Annotated in this window: 14 protein-coding genes; 4 read left to right on the top strand and 10 right to left on the bottom strand. The window is 66.0% G+C overall.

Features of this window, described 5'->3' with window-relative positions; genetic code table 11:
• Position 1: 1 nt before the first annotated feature.
• The gene (locus tag BLQ85_RS07210) at positions 2 to 883 is read right to left on the bottom strand and encodes a phytanoyl-CoA dioxygenase family protein (protein ID WP_074575627.1); all 882 of its coding nucleotides are present in this window, start codon (positions 881 to 883) and stop codon (positions 2 to 4) included.
• 32 nt (positions 884 to 915) lie between these two features.
• Complete coding sequence (locus BLQ85_RS07205) at positions 916 to 1,602, bottom strand: GntR family transcriptional regulator (protein ID WP_074575626.1); 687 nt, start codon at positions 1,600 to 1,602, stop codon at positions 916 to 918.
• Positions 1,603 to 1,737: 135 nt separating this feature from the next.
• Between BLQ85_RS07205 and BLQ85_RS07200 the strand changes: the two genes are divergently transcribed.
• Positions 1,738 to 2,631, top strand: a complete 894-nt coding sequence (locus BLQ85_RS07200; protein ID WP_074575625.1) for an alpha/beta hydrolase — start codon at positions 1,738 to 1,740, stop codon at positions 2,629 to 2,631.
• A gap of 8 nt (positions 2,632 to 2,639) precedes the next feature.
• On the opposite strand, the gene BLQ85_RS07195 is transcribed toward BLQ85_RS07200, so the two are convergent.
• The 3 genes from BLQ85_RS07195 to BLQ85_RS07185 all read right to left on the bottom strand — a co-directional run bounded on the left by BLQ85_RS07195 (position 2,640) and on the right by BLQ85_RS07185 (position 7,637).
• On the bottom strand, positions 2,640 to 3,617 hold the full coding sequence (locus tag BLQ85_RS07195) for a GMP reductase (protein ID WP_074575624.1): 978 nt from the start codon (positions 3,615 to 3,617) through the stop codon (positions 2,640 to 2,642).
• A gap of 214 nt (positions 3,618 to 3,831) precedes the next feature.
• Positions 3,832 to 6,834 (bottom strand): VIT domain-containing protein, encoded by a 3,003-nt coding sequence (locus BLQ85_RS07190; RefSeq protein ID WP_074575623.1) that lies wholly within the window; start codon positions 6,832 to 6,834, stop codon positions 3,832 to 3,834.
• Between the two features lie 77 nt (positions 6,835 to 6,911).
• Positions 6,912 to 7,637 (bottom strand): hypothetical protein, encoded by a 726-nt coding sequence (locus tag BLQ85_RS07185; protein WP_074575622.1) that lies wholly within the window; start codon positions 7,635 to 7,637, stop codon positions 6,912 to 6,914.
• A 21-nt stretch (positions 7,638 to 7,658) separates the two neighbouring features.
• On the opposite strand from BLQ85_RS07185, the gene BLQ85_RS07180 reads away from it, so the two are divergent.
• Positions 7,659 to 10,088: a UvrD-helicase domain-containing protein gene (locus tag BLQ85_RS07180; RefSeq protein ID WP_074575621.1), complete on the top strand. Its 2,430-nt coding sequence runs from the start codon at positions 7,659 to 7,661 to the stop codon at positions 10,086 to 10,088.
• A 3-nt stretch (positions 10,089 to 10,091) separates the two neighbouring features.
• Here BLQ85_RS07180 and BLQ85_RS07175 read toward each other — a convergent pair whose 3' ends face one another.
• From BLQ85_RS07175 to BLQ85_RS07160, 4 genes are all read right to left on the bottom strand, one after another.
• Entirely contained in the window at positions 10,092 to 10,862 is a 771-nt protein-coding gene (locus BLQ85_RS07175; RefSeq protein WP_074575620.1) for a FecR family protein, read from the bottom strand.
• A gap of 32 nt (positions 10,863 to 10,894) precedes the next feature.
• Entirely contained in the window at positions 10,895 to 11,719 is an 825-nt protein-coding gene (locus tag BLQ85_RS07170; protein ID WP_074575619.1) for a BPSS1780 family membrane protein, read from the bottom strand.
• A gap of 103 nt (positions 11,720 to 11,822) precedes the next feature.
• A complete protein-coding gene (locus BLQ85_RS07165) occupies positions 11,823 to 12,773 on the bottom strand; it encodes a homoserine kinase (protein WP_074575618.1) in 951 nt (316 codons plus the stop codon).
• Positions 12,774 to 12,827: 54 nt separating this feature from the next.
• Complete coding sequence (locus BLQ85_RS07160; protein ID WP_074575617.1) at positions 12,828 to 13,175, bottom strand: hypothetical protein; 348 nt, start codon at positions 13,173 to 13,175, stop codon at positions 12,828 to 12,830.
• Between the two features lie 157 nt (positions 13,176 to 13,332).
• Here BLQ85_RS07160 and polA point away from each other — a divergent pair, with 157 nt between their 5' ends.
• The gene (gene polA, locus BLQ85_RS07155) at positions 13,333 to 16,164 is read left to right on the top strand and encodes a DNA polymerase I (RefSeq protein ID WP_074575616.1); all 2,832 of its coding nucleotides are present in this window, start codon (positions 13,333 to 13,335) and stop codon (positions 16,162 to 16,164) included.
• A gap of 33 nt (positions 16,165 to 16,197) precedes the next feature.
• On the top strand, positions 16,198 to 17,211 hold the full coding sequence (locus BLQ85_RS07150) for a M28 family peptidase (RefSeq protein ID WP_083336767.1): 1,014 nt from the start codon (positions 16,198 to 16,200) through the stop codon (positions 17,209 to 17,211).
• On the opposite strand, the gene BLQ85_RS07145 is transcribed toward BLQ85_RS07150, so the two are convergent.
• Positions 17,174 to 18,031, bottom strand: coding sequence for a fatty acid desaturase (locus BLQ85_RS07145; protein ID WP_175456053.1), 858 nt, complete (start codon positions 18,029 to 18,031; stop codon positions 17,174 to 17,176). The two genes, BLQ85_RS07150 and BLQ85_RS07145, sit on opposite strands and share 38 nt — an antisense overlap.
• Positions 18,032 to 18,053 lie beyond the last annotated feature (22 nt).

Raw genomic sequence — 18,053 nt, 5'->3', positions numbered from 1 at the left:
CTCAAGCCGCCTTGCGCTCAGGCGCGATTTCTTCCATCGAGGTTTGCAGTGCCGTGGCCGGCACGCCGTCCTTCCAGGGCAGGTCCACCGGGTAGTCCTTGAGCAGGCAATCGTCGGGCAGGCAGCTGATGGGGGTGAAGTCGCGGTGGGCGATGTACTCGGGGCGTTTGTGGCGACGGATGTGGTTGCTGACGGCGCACAGGCTCAGGTAGACGCTGACCCGGTTGAAAGGCGAGAGGTTGCTGCCCGAGGCATGCACCAGGCAGGAGTGGAACAAAATCATGGAGCCGGCCGGGCCCTTGGGGCTGACGATTCCGCCCTGCTTGCCGCCGGCGCGCTGCACCAGCTGGCGTATCAGCTCGTTGTCCACCGTCCACAGCGGGTAGCTGGTGGTGGTGAGGTCGTGCCTGGCATCGACCACGCCTTTCTTGTGGCTGCCGGGGATGAACATCAGCGGGCCGTTGTGCTCGGTCACCTCGTCCAGGAAGATGGCCACATTCATCGCGCGCTCGGTCGGCATCATGTCGTCGTTCAGCCAGGTGCCGTAGTCCTGGTGCCACTGCCAGACGTCGCCTTCAAAAGCCATCTTGCCGTTGATCTTGAACTGGTGCATGTAGAGCTGCTCGCCCAGCAGGTCTTCCACCGGCTCCACCATGCGCGGGTGCCGCGCCAGGCGCGCAAAGGGCTCGCTGTACATATGCGCCGCGAAGTTGGTGCGCACCGCGTCCTTGCCTTTTTCGCGGATGTTGTAGTTCTCGTGCCGGCTGTAGAGCTCGGGCACGGCGTCATTGAGCACCTGTATTTCCTCCGGCGTGAACAGGCCGGGGAAAAACAGGTAGCCGTCGCGGTCGAATTGGGCAAGCTGTTCGGGGCTCAGTCTCATCGCATGTCTCCTTCGGTGGTTGTCCGGGTGCTTCAGGGGGCGGTGGATGCGGCCGGCTGGGCCAGGGCGCTGGACAGCAGCCTCGCCAGGTTGTGGCCGGCTTCCTCGCCATGCTCGCGTATCAGCGCTTCGGCCTTGTCGGCATCGCCGTCAGCGATGGCCTGGGCGATCGCCTCGTGTTCGTCCCAGATCGACTCGCGCATGGTCGACACCTGCAGCACAGCGCCCATGGCGCGGCGTATGTGGTGCCAGTGCAGCTGCGCGCTCTGGGCGATCAGCGGGTTGCCCGAGGCTCCATAAATCGCCGCATGAAAGCGCGCGTCGGCCGCCATCATGGCCTTGACGTCGCTGCCGCGCGCGGCTTCGCGGCCCTGGCTGATCAGTTGCGGGTCCAATCGGGCATGCGCCTGCGCAGCCAGGCGGGCGGCCAGCGCATCGAGCGCGCTGCGCACCTGGTAAATCTGTACCAGCGAAGCCACGTCCAGCGGCGCGACCAGCACGCCGCGGCCCGGTGCGTCCAGCACAAAGCCGTCCTTTTTCAGCAGGCGCAAGGCCTGCAGCACTGGCTGGCGCGAGACCGCGAGCTGGACGGCAATCTCTTCCTGTGTGATGCGCGCGCCCGGCGCCAGCGAACCCTCGCTGATGGCGTCCAGCAGGTTGCGGTAGACCTGGTCGACCAGGTCGGGCGTGGATTCAATTTTGATCAGCTGGGATGGCATATTTGTACTCTGTATACAGAATACGCTGATCTGGTGCTCGATGATTCCGGGTTTACCCGGGGTCGACCATGGGCTGGCCTGGCTGTGCCAAGATGGCGGCCACTGACTGCTTTGCCATTTTTCAGGAGAACAACAATGAACCCTTTCGATCCCGCCTGGCTGGACCGCATGTACAACAACCGCGCGCTGGTGCCCGAGCACCCGGCCTACTTCGCGCGCTGGGCCGCCGACTCGCAGGCCGCGCGCAAGCGCCTGCCCTGCCAGGTCGATGTGCCTTACGGCAACCATGCGGGTGAAATGCTGGACGTGTTTCCGGCCGGCGGCTTCGGCATCCACGGCGCCAAGGCGGGCAAGGGTGCACCGGTGCTGGTGTTCATCCACGGCGGCTACTGGCGGGCGCTGGACAAGTCCGACCACTCCTTTATCGTGCCGCCTTTCACCGAGGCCGGCGCCTGTGTCGTGGTGCCCAACTACGCCCTGTGCCCCGCGGTGACGATTCCCGAGATCACGATGCAGATGGTCAAGGCCCTGGCCTGGACCTGGCGCCACATCGCCCGCTACGGCGGTGACCCCAGCCGCATCACGGTGGCCGGGCACTCGGCCGGCGGACACCTGGCGGCCATGCTGCTGCTGTGCGACTGGAGGGCCTATGCCGGCGACCTGCCGGCGGACCTGGTGAAGAATGCGCTGTCGATTTCAGGCCTTTACGACCTGGAGCCCATGCGCCACGCGCCCTTCGTCAAAGACTCGCTCAAGCTCACGCCCGAGCAGGTCGCCAAGGCCAGCCCGGCGCTGCTGCCGGCGCCAAGCCGCGGCACGCTCTACAGCGTGGCGGGGGCTGACGAAAGCGCCGAATTCTTGCGCCAGAACCTGCTGATCCAGCAGGCCTGGGGCGAGCGCATCGTGCCGGTGTGCGAGTCGCATTTGCGCCGCAACCATTTCAGCGCGCTGGACGCGCTGGCGGAGACGGATCACCGCCTGCACGGCCTGGCGCTGGATTTGCTGGGGCTTTCCGCCAAGCCTGCGTAGGCAGGTCCTTACATCAGCAAGTGCTCACCCGCGTTGTCGCCGCCCAGCGTGACGTAGTTGACCTTGCGGATGTCCAGCAGCCTGGTGCCGCCGGCATAGCTGATGGAGCTCTGGATGTCTTCCTCCATCTCGCGCAGCGTGTCGGCCAGCGTGCCCTTGACCGGCTCCAGGATGCGCTTGCCCTCGACGTGCTTGTACTCACCCTTGTTGAAGTCCGAGGCGCTGCCGTAGTACTCCTTGAAGAGCTTGCCGTCGACCTCCACGGTCTTGCCCGGGCTTTCTTCCAGGCCGGCCAGCATGGAGCCAATCATCACCATGGTCGCGCCAAAGCGCACCGACTTGGCGATGTCGCCGTGCTCGCGTATGCCGCCGTCGGCAATGATGGGCTTGGTCGCCACGCGCGCGCACCACTTGAGCGCCGACAGCTGCCAGCCGCCGGTGCCGAAGCCGGTTTTCATCTTGGTGATGCAGACCTTGCCCGGGCCTATGCCGACCTTGGTCGCGTCGGCGCCCCAGTTTTCGAGGTCGATGACGGCTTCGGGCGTGCCCACGTTGCCGGCGATCACAAAAGAGGCCGGCAGCTTCTGCTTGAGGTAGGCGATCATCTTCTGCACGGTGTCGGCATGGCCGTGCGCGATGTCTATGGTGATGTACTCGGGTACCAGGCCCTCGGCGGCCAAGCGGTCCACCGTGTCGTAGTCGGGTTTTTTCACGCCCAGCGAGATGGAGGCGTAGGCGCCGCGCGCTTTCATGTCTTTCACGAACTGGACGTTGTCCAGGTCGAAGCGGTGCATCACGTAGAAGTAGCCGTTCTTCGCCATCCAGGCGCAGATCTCCTCGTTGACCACCGTCTTCATATTGGCCGGCACCACCGGGATGCGGAAACTGCGCCCGCCCAGCGTCGCGCTGGCGTCGCATTCTGAACGGCTTTCCACGCGGCATTTGCGCGGCAGCAGCAGGATGTTGTCGTAGTCGAAGATTTCCATGATTCCCAAGCTCCTAAAAAACTGTTGAAGAACAGAAGGCGCTTGGACTGGACCGGCTTGCGGCAGGCGCTTGCAGTGAAAGCAAGGCTGAAACAAAAACCGGGCGCAATTGCTTGGGCCCGGTGATTGATTCTATGCGCCTCTCATGCAGGGGGTACCCCGCAAAGCGTTATAGCCTTTATATGCACAGTGGCATCTCGCTTTTTGGGAGGGCTCAGCGCAGTTCGATCTCGGCCACGCGCACCGTCTCCTGGCCGCGCGTGAGCCGCAGGGTGGTCCATTCGTCGCGCGCCTGCGGCGTGCCGAAGCCGGTGGTCACGCGCACCATTACCGTGGTGCCGGCCGACAGCACCTGCTGGCGATGGCCGAAAAACTGAGCTTCCACGCCGTACTTGCCGGGTTTGGCGGTCTTGAGCGAAAACTCCTCGGGGCCGTAGCCGCCCGTCGCGTCCGGGCTCATGGCGCCGCCCTGGTAGCTCAGCCGGTTGGCGTAGCTGGCCCTCTCGCCGTTCGGGTCGCTGACCCACATGTCGATGTCGGTGTCGTCGGTGTCCCAGGCCATGACCACACGCAGGGCCAGCGGCAGGTTGCGGCGCAGGCGGGTGTCCACCCGGCCCAGGTCCAGCGCGGGCTGGCCGCCGGCGCTTGCCTGGGCGGCAATCGCGTTGAGTTCGGCCAGCGCGATCATGTTGATGCCGGCGAAGCGGCCGTTCCAGGGCTGCGACACCACTTCCCACAGGGCATTGACGGCGCGCTGCGGCTGGCCGCTCTCGGCCAGCGCCAGGCCCAGGTCGCGCCAGGACTGCGGCTCGTTGGGCGCGAGTTCGCTGATGCGCTCGAACACCGGCACGGCCAGGTCGTTGCGGCGCGCCTGCACCAGGCGATAGGCGTAAAGGCGCAGCAATTGGCGGTTTTCCAGGTTCATCTCGGCGAGGTTGGAGAGCACGCGCAGGCCCAGCTCGGGCAGGCCGCGCTCAAAAAACACGCCGGCCGCATCCATGTAGAAGGAACTGCTGCTGAGGTAGGCGGCGCGCTCGTCGAGGTAGACGCGGTAGAGATCGTCCTTGCCGGCATTCTGCAAACGCTTCATATAGGGCGCGTCGGGCGTCCAGGCCTGTAGCGCGATGGTGGCGGCGGGTGCGGCGGCAGCCTGTTTGGCGCGGCGCAGGTCGGCGGTGTCGGCGCGCGCTTCGGCGGCCATGGCGGGTGCGGCCGATGGGGCCGGTGCAGCGGGAGCTGCCGCTGCGGGCGCGGCGGGCGCCGGCATCGGTGTGGGCCTGGCTTGCTCGCGTGAACGTGCCGTGCCAGCCAGGCTGCCCAGGCCGCCCTGGCTGACCTGCATCTCGGCCTTGGGCTCGGCACGCTTGGGCGTGTCCTTGGGGAAGTCCTTATCCCACCAGCGCTGCTTCTCGTCAAACTGCCGGACCATGGCCTCGATGTGCGCCTGTCGTGTCTGCGCCGCCTGGGCGAGTTGCTGCTGGCCCAGCCGCGCGACTTCATCGGCGAGTTCGGGCGGGGCGGGCAGGCTGTAGCGCGCATAGTCGGAAGCCAGCTCCAGCACGATCAGCGAGCTGTTGGGCCCGACGATGCCGTGCGCCGCCGCGATGCGCTGGAGTTCGCCGCTGTTGAGGCCAGGGTTCTCGGCCAATTCGGCGCTGCGCCATTGGGCCCATTGCTGGCCGGGCCAGTGGCCGCTGACCGGCTTGGCGTTGACTTGCAAGGCCAGCGTGCGCCGGCGCCCGTCTGGGTGCGCGAGTGTGATGTCGACGCGGGCACTGCTGTCCAGCAGCTCGCCGGCCACCGAGATGCGGCCCTGGCTGATGCGCGTTGTTGGCGCCACCAACTGCCGCGCCGACAGGCTGTCCAGCTTCGTGATGCGCCAGCCCTGCATCAGCATGGCCTGCGCGCCTTCATCAGGCGATTGCAGGGCGGCATCCACCAGCGCGCCGCCGGTGCGGTCGGCCAGCCGGGCCAGCCGCGCCATGTCGGCGGAAGCCGCGCCGTTGATCACCATCACCGGTGCCGTGTGGGTGTAGCGGATGGATTTTTTGCCGTCCGTCATCAGGCCGTCGGTCACCATCAGGGTGGTGTCCACGTCGGCGGGGATCGGCAGGTCGTCGAAATTGCTGGAGCCGTCAAAAGGCTCCGCGCGCAGCACGTCGGCCAGTTCCTCAAAACGGCCCGGTGCCACGGTGAGGCTGCGCACGGCTTCGGCCTTGTTGCGCACCACCAGCAGGCTGAGCTTCACGGGTTGCCCCAGCTTGCGGAAATAAGCCTCCAGCACCGGCAGTACCCGGGCCTGCGCGGCGGCCGAAGCCGAGGCGTCCCACACCAGCGCGATGTGGGAAGGCGCGGGCCGCCTCACGGGCTCGTCGCGCACATCGATCTGCCCGGCAAAAAAAGTCTTGCCGGCGGTCTCGCCCACCATGACTTGCGGCTTGCCGGTGCGGCGCAGCGCGAGCTGCAGCCAGCCGGCCGGGCCTTGCGGCGCCTGCCACTGGTTTTTTTGCAGGCTCAGTTCCATGCCGGTGCTGCCGGCGTTCAGCCCGGTGCCGGCGGGCGCCTGCAGCAGCTGCACATCCTGGCGGGCGGCGCCGTGGGCGCGAACACTGACTTGCAACTGGCCCACGGTGGAGGCGAAGGCCAGCGGCACCCTGAGCACGCCGGCATCGCGCTGGCGCGCCAGGGTTTCGGTGATGCTGAGCACCACGCGCCGCTCTCCCATGGCCGGGATGGGGTAGACGCGCAGCTTGTACTGGTTGCCGGCCGCGGCTTCCAGCAGCCCCGGGTCCACGCGCCGGCGGCGTATGTCTTCAAAAATTTCCTGGCCCTTGGCCTTGGGCACGGGCACCGCGTCGCGCAGCCGGCCGTTGACGTCCAGCGCGAAGCCGGTCACCACCTGGCCCTCCTGCAGCGGGAACTGCAGCTCGCCTTCGAGCACGCGGGGGTTGGGGTTGAAGAGGCGCAGCTCGACCCGGCTGCGCGCCTGGTCGCCGAAGACGTCGACCTCCACCGAAGCCGCGCGCAGCTGTATGGGCTGGCCCGCGTTGTGGTTGACGGCGATGGCCGGCGGCCGCCAGTCGGGCGGGGGCATGAATTTGATGCCGGGAGGCGGCGGTGGCGGCGGGCTGGTGGCCAGCGCCTGGAGGCTGAGGCAGGCCGCAAGCAAAGCCTGAAGGAAACGGAGGGCGCTGCGCGCGGTGTGGCCGAGTGGCATTGAAATCCCCTTGTTGTTGGCGATGCACCCTGAAACGGGGCTCGCGGCGGAAAGGGGTTAAGCGGCGCGAATTATTTTCAAGATGCGCAACGGGACTGCGCGGCGGTCAGCACCCGGCCCTTGTCGTCCTCCACCCAGCCCAGCACCCGCATGCGTTCGGGATTGGCGCCTTGCGCGATGCTCATGGAGCGCGCGTCGAAAAAACGATTCGGTGCGCCCTTGGCCGGCGGCTTGCGGCCGTCCCAGGGGACCTGGATCACATTCCTGACCAGGTTGCGTTCCACCGGCGAGCCTTCGGTGCCCGCCGGCAGGGTTTCGACCAAGGCCAGCCAGGCCGTCCACTGCCGGCCTTTGGCGGCGGTGGGGATGGGCTTGAGTTCAATCGAGGTGCCCAGGTAGCCGCTGAGCGGCAGGCCGTGGGCCACGCGCAGGGTAGCGCCCTGCAGTCCGCGCACCGGCAGGGTGCTGGCCAGGGTTTGCGCGGGCGGGCTCTGGCGCAGCGCCGCCAGGCGGTCCAGCGCCTCGCGGGCGGCCACGGCCGACAGCGGCGCCTCGTCGCCCTTGTCGCCGGGCAGCACCCAGTCCAGCGCGAGCTGGCCGGCGCCGGCCTTGGGCGCGGCCGGGTCGGCCCAGCAGCTTTCGCAATTGGCGTTGATGAAACGCTCCAGGAGCTGCGCGGGCCGGGGCTGGCCGTCGCTGGCGCAAAAGGACTGGGCCCGCGCCTGGCCGGCCGCCAGTGCCGCCAGGAGGGCGATTAACGCTGTGAAGGGCAGGGCCGAAGTACGGGGAACAAATGGTTTCATCGGGGCTTTCTACAATGAGGGATGTTCTCAGAAGTCGCGCCAACCTCCCCACTCTTACAAAATCTTAACCCGGAGCAACTGGCCGCGGTCACCTTGCCTCCCACGCATGCCCTGATTCTCGCGGGGGCGGGCTCCGGCAAGACCCGGGTTTTGACGACGCGCATCGCCTGGCTGCTGCAGACCGGCCAGGTCTCGCCGGGCGGCATCCTGGCCGTGACCTTCACCAACAAGGCCGCCAAGGAGATGCTGGCGCGCCTGTCGGCCATGCTGCCGGTCAATGTGCGCGGCATGTGGATAGGCACCTTCCACGGCCTGTGCAACCGCTTTTTGCGCGCCCACTACAAGCTGGCCAACCTGCCGCAGAGCTTCCAGATCCTGGATACGCAGGACCAGCTCTCGGCCATCAAGCGCCTGTGCAAGCAGTTCAACATCGACGACGAGCGTTTCCCGCCCAAGGAACTGATGTGGTTCATCGCCGGCAACAAGGAAGACGGCCTGCGCGCCAAGGACGTGCAGGTGCGCGACGAAGAGGGCCGCAAAAAGGTCGAGATCTACGCGCTCTATGAAGAGCAGTGCCAGCGCGAAGGCGTGGTCGATTTTGGCGAACTCATGCTGCGCAGCTACGAGCTGCTGCGTGACAACGCAGCGGTGCGCGAGCACTACCAGCGGCGCTTTCGCCACATCCTGATCGACGAGTTCCAGGACACCAACAAGCTGCAGTACGCCTGGATCAAGATGCTGGCGGGGCAGGGGGATGCCGCCGAGGGCGGCCAGGCCATGCCCGGAGGCTCGGTGATTGCCGTCGGCGACGACGACCAGAGCATTTACGCCTTTCGCGGCGCGCGTGTGGGCAATATGGCCGACTTCGTGCGCGAGTTCGAGGTGCAGCACCAGATCAAGCTGGAGCGCAACTACCGCAGTTTCGGCAACATCCTCGACTCGGCCAACGAGCTGATCAGCCACAACAGCAAGCGCCTGGGCAAAAACCTTCGCACCGAGGCCGGCCCCGGCGAGCCGGTGCGCGTGTACGAATCGACCAGCGATTTCGCCGAGGCGCAGTGGTTTGTCGACGAGGTCAAACAGCTGGTACGCGACGGCGTGGAGCGCAAGGAGATCGCGCTGCTTTACCGCAGCAACGCGCAGAGCCGGGTCATGGAAACCGCGCTTTTTAATGCCGGCGTGCCCTACCGCGTTTACGGCGGCCTGCGCTTTTTCGAACGCGCCGAAATCAAGCACGCGCTTGCTTACCTGCGCCTGTTGGAGAACCCGCGCGACGACACCAGCTTTATGCGCGTCGTCAACTTCCCGCCGCGCGGCATAGGTGCGCGCAGCATAGAGCAATTGCAGGACACCGCGCGCGCCGCGGGCTGCTCGCTTTACGACGGCGTGAGCGCGGTGCCGGGCAAGGCCGGCGCCAACCTGGGCGCCTTCGCCGCCAAGATCGACGTGCTGCGCGAGCAGACCACGGGCCTGAGCCTGCGCGAGATCATTGAGCTGGTGCTGCAGCACAGCGGCCTCGAAGAACACTACAAAACCGAAAAAGAGGGCCAGGACCGGCTGGAGAATCTGGCTGAACTGGTCAATGCCGCCGAGTCCTTCGTGAGCCAGGAAGGCTTCGGCCGCGACGCGGTGGCGCTGCCGGTCGACGAACTGGGCGCGCGGCTCACGCAGTCGCCGGCCAGCCAGGGGCTGGATGCGTCCGCGCCGCAGCTCAATGAGCCCCTGCCCGAGGCCCTGGCGCCCGACACCGAAACCGGCGAGACGCTGTCGCCGCTGGCGGCCTTCCTCACGCATGCGGCGCTGGAATCCGGCGACAACCAGGCGCAGGCCGGCCAGGACGCGGTGCAGCTCATGACGGTGCATTCGTCCAAAGGGCTGGAGTTCGACTGCGTCTTCATCACCGGCCTGGAAGACGGCATCTTCCCGCACGAAAACTCCATGAGCGACCGCGACGGGCTGGAGGAAGAGCGCCGCCTGATGTACGTCGCCATCACGCGCGCGCGCAAGCGGCTCTACCTCAGCCATTCGCAGACTCGCATGCTGCACGGCCAGACGCGCTATAACCTCAAGAGCCGCTTTTTTGACGAGCTGCCGGAGTCCGCGCTCAAATGGATCACGCCCAAGAACCAGGGTTTTGCCTCGGGCATGGGCGGTTCAGGCGCCTGGGGCGGCAGCGGCCAGGCGGGCGGCGGGCGCAAGGACTGGGCCAGCAGCGTGTTTTCATCCAAGGCCGGCAGTTCCGAGCGCTTTGCCAACCCGCCGGTGCCGCCGCAAAAGGCCGCGCCCTCGCACGGGCTCAAGGCCGGCATGGAAGTGTTCCACGCCAAGTTCGGCGAAGGCAAGGTGATGATGCTCGAAGGCAGCGGCGACGATGCCCGCGCGCAGATCAACTTCACGCGCCACGGCGTGAAGTGGCTGGCGCTCAGCGTCGCCAAACTGACTGTCGTCTAGCGCTTATCGCGTCGGCGGCATGACCGGCATCTGCGCCGGGTGCATCTGGCCCGGCTGCGGGTCCATGTAACCGCGGCCGTCCTTCACGCCTTTTTTGCCGGCGATCTGCCAGGCGGTCCGCTGGTCGACCAGGCCGGCCAGGAATTCCAGTTCCTCGTCGCTGTGGTTGATGGCATTGGCGGGGCTCAGCCGGCGGCCGTCCCGGGGCGCCACTTCGCCCCAGAAGGCCTGGTGGTAGTTGGACTGCGAAAGGACTTTTTCGCCGTTTGACTCCATGTCGACCGTGCCGTAGCAGTTGCAGAAATAACTGCGATTGTCCTGGTTGGCGAACACCTCGGCATACACGCCGGTGCCGCGTATGCCGGCCGTCAGGGTGGGCATGACGATGGAGCGGCTGCTGCCCTTGCCCCAGACGCTGACCACGGCGCCGGTGATCATGCGCAGCAGGCTCACGCTGTTGAGCGAGCTGCCGCGCTCCACCGTGATCATCGAGTTCTCGCGCACCTGGAAGGCCGAGTTGCCGATGACAAACATCAGGTTGGAGCCCGGCCCTGTTTGTACCTGGTCGCCGGTCATGATGGTCTGGCCGTTTTGCAGCCGGCTGCCGTTGAGCAGGGCATCGCCCCGGAGTTCGACGATATTGCTGCGCTGCTGGGCCATGGCGGCGGGCAAGCCGCCCATGGCGACCCAGGCCGCGGCGGCCTTGAGCGTGTCACGTCTTTGAAACCACAAAATCTCTTTTTCGCTACGGCCTTGCAACTGGTGCTGGGTCATGAAGAATCTCCGGTGGGATAACGGTGGGGTCGTCAGGATTTGTCGTCAGTGTTATGGGCGTCCTCAGCGCTCCCCGTCAAATCGTCGGGTGGCGTGGCCACGAAGCTATCACGAAACGTGAAGTAAATCGAGGTGGAAAACATGGCTGCCATGAGCAGCGCCAGCGGCATCATGGCCGCGGCCATCAGGGTGGCGCTGCCCGTCAGGCCGGTGATGATGCTCAGCACAATGCCCATGCCCAGGAACACGCCGAACCAGCCCAGGCCGTACATCAGGAAGGCGCCCGCGTTGCGTATGCAGGCGACAAAGCTGAAAAACAGGCTTTTGACCGGTGAAATGCCGTGCCAGTGGACCAGCGCTGGCGCATGCCAGAACAGCAGCGAGACCGGCAGGTAAAGCAGCATGGTGACCAGCATGGTCAGCTGGAACTGCGGCGCCAGCATCGCTTCGCGGCCGGCGTCGGCCGTTGAGGGCGTTACGAGCGGCACAGGCGGCGCGTCCACCAGGAAGGGCACCACCATCACGATCAGCAGGCAGGCCGCGGCATAGAGGGCGCCCAGCACCAGCATGGCGCGCATGCGCTGGCGGCCCGCGCGGAAAGCGCTGACCAGCACCGTGGGCATGGGAAATTTGCCTTTGAGGGCTTCCTGCGTGGCGGCCATCAGGCCCAGCGTGGCGGCCGGCACGATCATGAAGGCGAGGATCAGCCCCAGCACCGGCAACAGCGACAGCAGCGTTCCCACCGCCATATAGAGGAAGAACAGGCCCGACATGGCCAGCGGCTGCTGCAAAAAGGTTTTGACGCCCAGCTTGACCCAGGTGATGCCGGTGCTCGCGGGAACGATGTTGAGTTTCATGGTCTTCGGGGCTTCGGGAAGGGTTGCCGGGGAGGAACCGGGCGGGGATTGCAGGGGCAGTGTGCCTTAAACCGGCGGGCGCTGCCCGCCGCGCCCGCGGGACTTAAAGAAGGTAAGGCCGCGCCAGCCGCTCGCGCAGCACACGCTCGAAGTGGCTGGGGTCGTGCGCCTTGAGTACGGCGGCTTCGCGCGGCAAATGCAGGTCCCACAGCCGGGACAGCCAGAAACGCAGGGCGCCGGCGCGCTGCATGGCTGGCAGCAGCTGGCGTTCCTGCGCGGTCAGCGGGCGCACCGCCTGGTAGGCCGCCAGAAAGGCCGCGGAGCGTTCGTCATCCTTGGCGCCGGTGGCCAGGTCTATGCACCAGTCGTTGAGGCAGACCGCGATGTCGAACAAAAAGGTGTCGCAGCCGGCGAAATAAAAGTCAAAAAAGCCGGTGAGCTTGCCATCCTCGAACATCACGTTGTCGCGGAACAGGTCGGCATGCACGACGCCTTGCGGCAGGCTGCGGCAGGCCGAAGAAGCCGCCACGTGGTTCTGGTAGGCCAGTTCGCCCAGGATCAGGCTGCTTTGTTCGGGCGTGAGGTGGGGCAGCACCACGGGCACCGTCTCGTTCCACCATTCCAGGCCGCGCAGGTTGGGCTGGCGGCGCGGGTAGTCCAGGCCGGCCAGGTGCATGCGCGCCAGCGCCTCGCCCACGCCGGCGCAGTGCGCCGCCGTGGGCGCGAGCTCGCTGTGGCCGCGCAGCTTGCTGACCACCGAGGCGGGTTTGCCCTTGAGCGCGTGGAGGATGTTGCCCTTGGTGTCGCCGGCCGGGTCGGGCACGGGGATGCCGTGCGCCGCCAGGTGCCGCATCAGGTGCAGGTAAAACGGCAACTGCTCAAAGCTCAGGCGCTCGAACAGGGTCAGCACATACTGGCCCTGGTCGGTGTCCACAAAATAGTTGGTGTTTTCGATGCCGCCCGCGGCACCCTTGATGTTCTGCAGCTGCCCCAGATTCAGGGCGTTCAAGAACGCTGCAGCCTCGTCAAACGAGACTTCGGTGTATACGGCCATGCCTGAAACTGAACCCTGGAATTCTTGGAATTGTGTGTCTGGAGAGGGTGGAAGTCAGAACTTCAGCACATTCCACACGCGGCTGCCGTTGGTGTCGTTGCTGGTCGACCCCGGTGCGCCGCCGCGTGCGCCTTCGGCGGGCTTGACTTCATAGGCCGCGCCGCCGGTCTTGGGTTGCACGGTGATCTGCTGGGTTTCGCCGCCCACGCGAAGCTCGTCGATGCGGGTGCCGGCATCTTCGGTGCGTATGCGCTTGATGGCTTGGTCGGGGCGTCCCGAGGGGGCCGGTGCCGCCTCTGCCTTGGCGGGCGGCGCGGTGTTTTGCGCGGGTGCCTGGGCCATGGCCGCGGCCAGCGGCAGCGCTGCGGCTGCAGCGATAAGGAGGCGGAAAGCGTGGTTCATGCCTGCATTGTAGGCCTGCGGCGGCCGGGCGACAAAGCCCCGCCCTGTCGTAATAAAGAGGCTGCCCGTGTAGGTAAAAACCGCCTGCCGGGGCCGGTTCGGGGCGCTTGTGGCGTACCCGGCGGGGCCGGGCCGATATCCCCGACAATCAGGCCCCATGAGTACCGACAAAAAAACGCTGCTGCTGGTGGACGGCTCCAGCTACCTGTATCGCGCCTTCCATGCCATGCCCGACCTGCGCGCCAACCCGGGCGACCCGGCCAGCCCGGCCACCGGCGCCATACGCGGCATGGTCAACATGATGCAGAAGCTGCGCAAGGATGTGCGCGCCGACTTCGCCGCCTGCGTGTTCGACGCCAAAGGGCCGACCTTTCGCGACGCGCTCTACCCTGACTACAAAGCCCAGCGCTCGCCCATGCCCGACGACCTGCGCAGCCAGGTCGAGCCTATCCACGAGGTGGTGCGGCTCTTGGGCTGGAAGGTGCTGGACGTTCCCGGCGTGGAAGCCGACGACGTGATAGGCACGCTGGCCTGCCTGGCGTCCAGCCAGGGCATTGAGGTGATTATTTCCAGCGGCGACAAGGACTTGAGCCAGCTGGTCGACGAAAACATCACCGTCATCGACACCATGAACGACAGGCGCCGGGACGTGGCCGGGGTCGAAGCCGAGTTTGGCGTGCCGCCGCGGCTGATGATCGATTACCAGGCCCTGGTCGGCGACGCGGTCGACAACGTGCCGGGCGTGCCCAAGGTCGGCCCGAAGACTGCTGTCAAGTGGCTGCTCGAATACGGCTCGCTGGATGCGCTGGTGGCCCGCGCCGGTGAGATCAAGGGTGTGGTCGGTGAGAACCTGCGCCAGTCGCTGGACTGGCTGCCCAAAGGCCGCGAACTGCTGACCATCAAGAAGGACTGCGAACTGGACGGCTACATTGCCGGCCTGCCCGCCCTGGACGAAATTGCCATGGGCGCGCAGCAGACCGAGGCCTTGAAGGCCTTTTACGAACAATACGGTTTCAAGGGCCTAGTCAGGCAGATCGACACCGAAAGTATGCCCGCCGAGTTACCCGCCGGGCCCGAAGGACGGCATCCCAAGGCGGCCAAGGCTGCGGCTTCGTCCGATTCACCGGGCCTGTTTGACGAGCCGGCCGCCGCGACTGATGAGGCTCCGCTGGCCGAACGCGCCAGCAACCTGAACTACGACACGGTGCTGACCTGGGAGGCCTTCGACCGCTGGCTGGTGAAAATCGAAGCCGCTGAACTCGTCGCGCTGGACACCGAAACCACCTCGCTCGATGAAATGCTGGCGGAAATCGTCGGCCTGAGTTTTAGCGTCACGCCCGGCGAGGCGGCCTACATCCCGCTCACGCACGACTATCCCGACGCGCCCGCGCAACTGCCGCGCGACGAGGTGCTGGCCCGCCTCAAGCCCTGGCTGGAAAACCCGGCCAGGCCCAAGCTGGGCCAGCACGTCAAATACGACCGCCATGTGTTCGCCAATCATGGCATCGAGGTGCAGGGCTATGCGCACGACACCATGCTGCAAAGCTATGTGCTGGAAGTGCACAAGCCGCACGGCCTGGCCAGCCTGGCCGAGCGCCACGTGGGCCGCAGCGGCATCAACTACGAAGACCTGTGCGGCAAGGGCGCGCACCAGATCAAGTTCAACCAGGTCGATATCGCCAAGGCCGCCGAATACTCGTGCGAAGACTCCGACCAGACCCTGGACGTGCACCGTGTGCTGTGGCCGCAGCTGCAGGCTAACGAGAAGCTGCGCTTCATCTACGAACTGGAAATGCAGAGCAGCGAAACGCTGTACCGCATAGAGCGCAACGGCGTGATGATCGATGCCCCCACCCTGGCCGCGCAAAGCCATGAACTGGGCCAGCGCATCATCCAGCTTGAAACCGAAGCCTACGAGATCGCCGGCCAGCCCTTCAACCTGGGCAGCCCCAAGCAGCTCGGCGAGATCTTCTTCGACAAGCTCGGCATGCCGGTCATCAAGAAGACCCCCAGCGGCGCGCGCAGCACCGACGAGGAGGTGCTCGAAAAACTGGCCGAAGATTACCCGCTGCCCGCCAAGCTGCTGGAGCACCGTTCGCTCAGCAAGCTCAAGGGCACATACACCGACAAGCTCGCGCAGCTGGCGCTGCCGCGCACCGGCCGCGTGCACACCCACTATGCGCAGGCCGTCGCCGTGACGGGGCGGCTGTCGAGCAACGACCCCAACCTGCAGAACATCCCGATACGCACGGCCGAAGGCCGGCGCGTGCGCGAGGCCTTTGTGGCGCCCGCGGGCAGCGTGATCGCGAGTGCCGACTATTCGCAGATCGAGCTGCGCATCATGGCCCACATCAGCAGCGACGAAGCGCTGCTCAGCGCCTTCACCAATGGTCTGGACGTGCACCGCGCCACGGCCGCCGAGGTCTTCGGCGTGGCGCTGGAGCAGGTCAGCAGCGAACAACGCCGTTACGCCAAGGTCATCAACTTCGGCCTGATCTACGGCATGAGCAGCTTCGGGCTGGCGCGCAACCTCGGCATAGAGACCAAGGCCGCGGCGGCCTATATCGACAAATACTTCCAGCGCTACCCCGGCGTCAAGAATTACATGGACCAGACCGTGGTGTTCGCCCAGAAGAACCACTTCGTGGAAACCGTCTTCGGCCGGCGCCTCTACCTGTCGGAAATCAACGGCGGCAACGGCCCGCGCAAAAAAGCCGCCGAGCGCCAGGCCATCAACGCGCCCATGCAGGGCACGGCGGCCGACCTGATCAAGCTCAGCATGAACAAGGTGCAGCAGGTGCTCGACGAAGAGAAACGCGCCACCAAGATGATCATGCAGGTGCACGATGAACTGGTGTTCGAGGTGCCCGAGGCCGAGGTCGAATGGGTGCGCACCGAGATTCCGCGCCTGATGGCCGGCGTGGCGGATTTGAAGGTGCCGCTGCTCGCTGAAATCGGCGTCGGTCCGAACTGGGACAAGGCGCATTAAGCCGCCCCCAATCCCCATGTCGGGGCTCAACGCGTGAGAAGAAGCCGCAAAATCCTCGTTGCCGGCATCGTCCTGCCTTTGCTCGTGGCCGGTGTGGCGGCGGCGTATGCCTGGTACCGCTTGACGCAGCCCTTTGTGTCGGCCGCTGCAACGGCGGCCCCGGCAGCCCAAACCGCATCCGCCGCCAGGCTGGAACAGCTGGTCCGCAAACTCTCCACCGATTTTTCGAATCGCACTTTTGACAACGGTGCCCGCCTGGAAGGCGCTGCCGCTTACCTGGAGTCGCAGCTTGCCCGGCTGGGCTTCAAGGTCGAGAGCCAGCGCTTCACCGCCGAGGGCCGGCCTTACCGCAACCTGGTCGTAAAGCTGGGCCCTGATACAGCCGACGTGACGGTGGTGGGCGCTCACTATGACGTGGCCGGTGAGCAGCCCGGCGCGGACGACAACGCCAGCGGCGTGGCGGGGCTGCTTGAGCTGGCACGGCTGCTCAAGGGCCAGTCTTTTCGCCAGCGCGTGGAACTGGTGTTCTATACCAATGAAGAGCCTCCCTTTTTTCGCACACCCCACATGGGCAGCGCCATCCACGCCCGCTCCCTTGCCGAGTCCGGAAAGCGTGCGTCCCTCATGCTGTCGCTTGAGTGCATAGGCTATTTCAGTGACGAGCCGGGAAGCCAGGAGCACCCCGTGCGGCTTCTCAATGCGATCTATCCGACTACCGGGAATTTCATTTCACTGGTGGGCTTCTACCAGGACGGCGATGTCGCGCGCCAGGTGAAGGCGGCCATGAAATCGGCTTCCGACTTGCCGGTGTACTCCATCAATGCGCCGGGTTTTGTCGTGGGAGTCGATTTTTCGGACCACCTCAATTACTGGCATGAAGGCTATGTGGGGATGATGGTCACCGATACGGCTTTTTACAGGAACAAGGCTTACCACACGCCGCAGGACACGGCGGACAGGCTGGACTACGGGCGCATGGCAAAAGTCGTTGAAGGCGTGCGCGCGGTGGTCATGCAGCATGCCGGGCCTGCCGTAGCGACGCGCTAGTTTTCTGCGGCCCCAGCACCCGCGCCAACGTCCACTCCGGCGCGGCCGCATCCAGCCGGCTTGCCAGCATGGGCAAATGATTGGCCGGCACGGCGGGATAGAGGTGGTGCTCGACGTGGTAGAGCAGATTCACCGTCAGGCGGTTGACCCAGGCGCGCCGTTCGGTGCGGGCGAAGACTCCCTTCGCATCGCAGCCATGGTGCACGCTCCATACCGCAAAAAATCCGACCAGGGCGTTGGAGCCCATCATCGCGACCACGTGGTAGCGCAGCCAGGCCTGCTCGGCCGCGATGGCGGCCAGCCAGGCCGCGGCGATCAATGAGAGCTCCGCCCACACCCAGCGCCGCGTGCGCGGGCTGCCGTCGCGCAGCGCCTGCGCATGGGTGCGCAGGCTGAACAGCGGCCCCAGCAGCAGGGCGCGCCAGCCGGCTTGCCGTGCCCAGCCGCCTTCCTCGTCGCCTTCGCCCAGCGGGTTGCGGTGGTGCGCCAGGTGGGTGTGGCGTATGGCGTGGGTGGAGCACAGCATGCCCAGGGTCAGCATCAGCAGCACGGCATCCAGCCAGCGGCGCGGCACGCCTATGCTGGCGTGGTAGCTGTCATGGGCCTGACGCAGCGCTGTGAGGAAAAAAGCCGCCGACAGCGGCATCGCCAGCCAGTACAGGTCTTGCTGCGCGGCCCACAGCGAGCCTGCCAGCCAGGGTGCGGAAAGGCCCAGGTTCAGCGCGACCTGGCGAGGCCGCAAGGCCACTAGGTCATCCCAGCGGACATGCGTGGGCCTTGCGCTGGCGGCGGCGCGGCTTGTATCGATACTCAGAGACATGGCTTGGCCTCCTCGTGCAGTC

This window comes from Polaromonas sp. JS666 (genome assembly GCF_900103405.1).
In the GTDB taxonomy this organism is placed as follows: Bacteria; Pseudomonadota; Gammaproteobacteria; order Burkholderiales; family Burkholderiaceae_C; genus Polaromonas.
The sequence above is the reverse complement of the archived record's forward strand: the minus strand, read 5'-3'. Positions and strand labels throughout refer to the sequence as shown.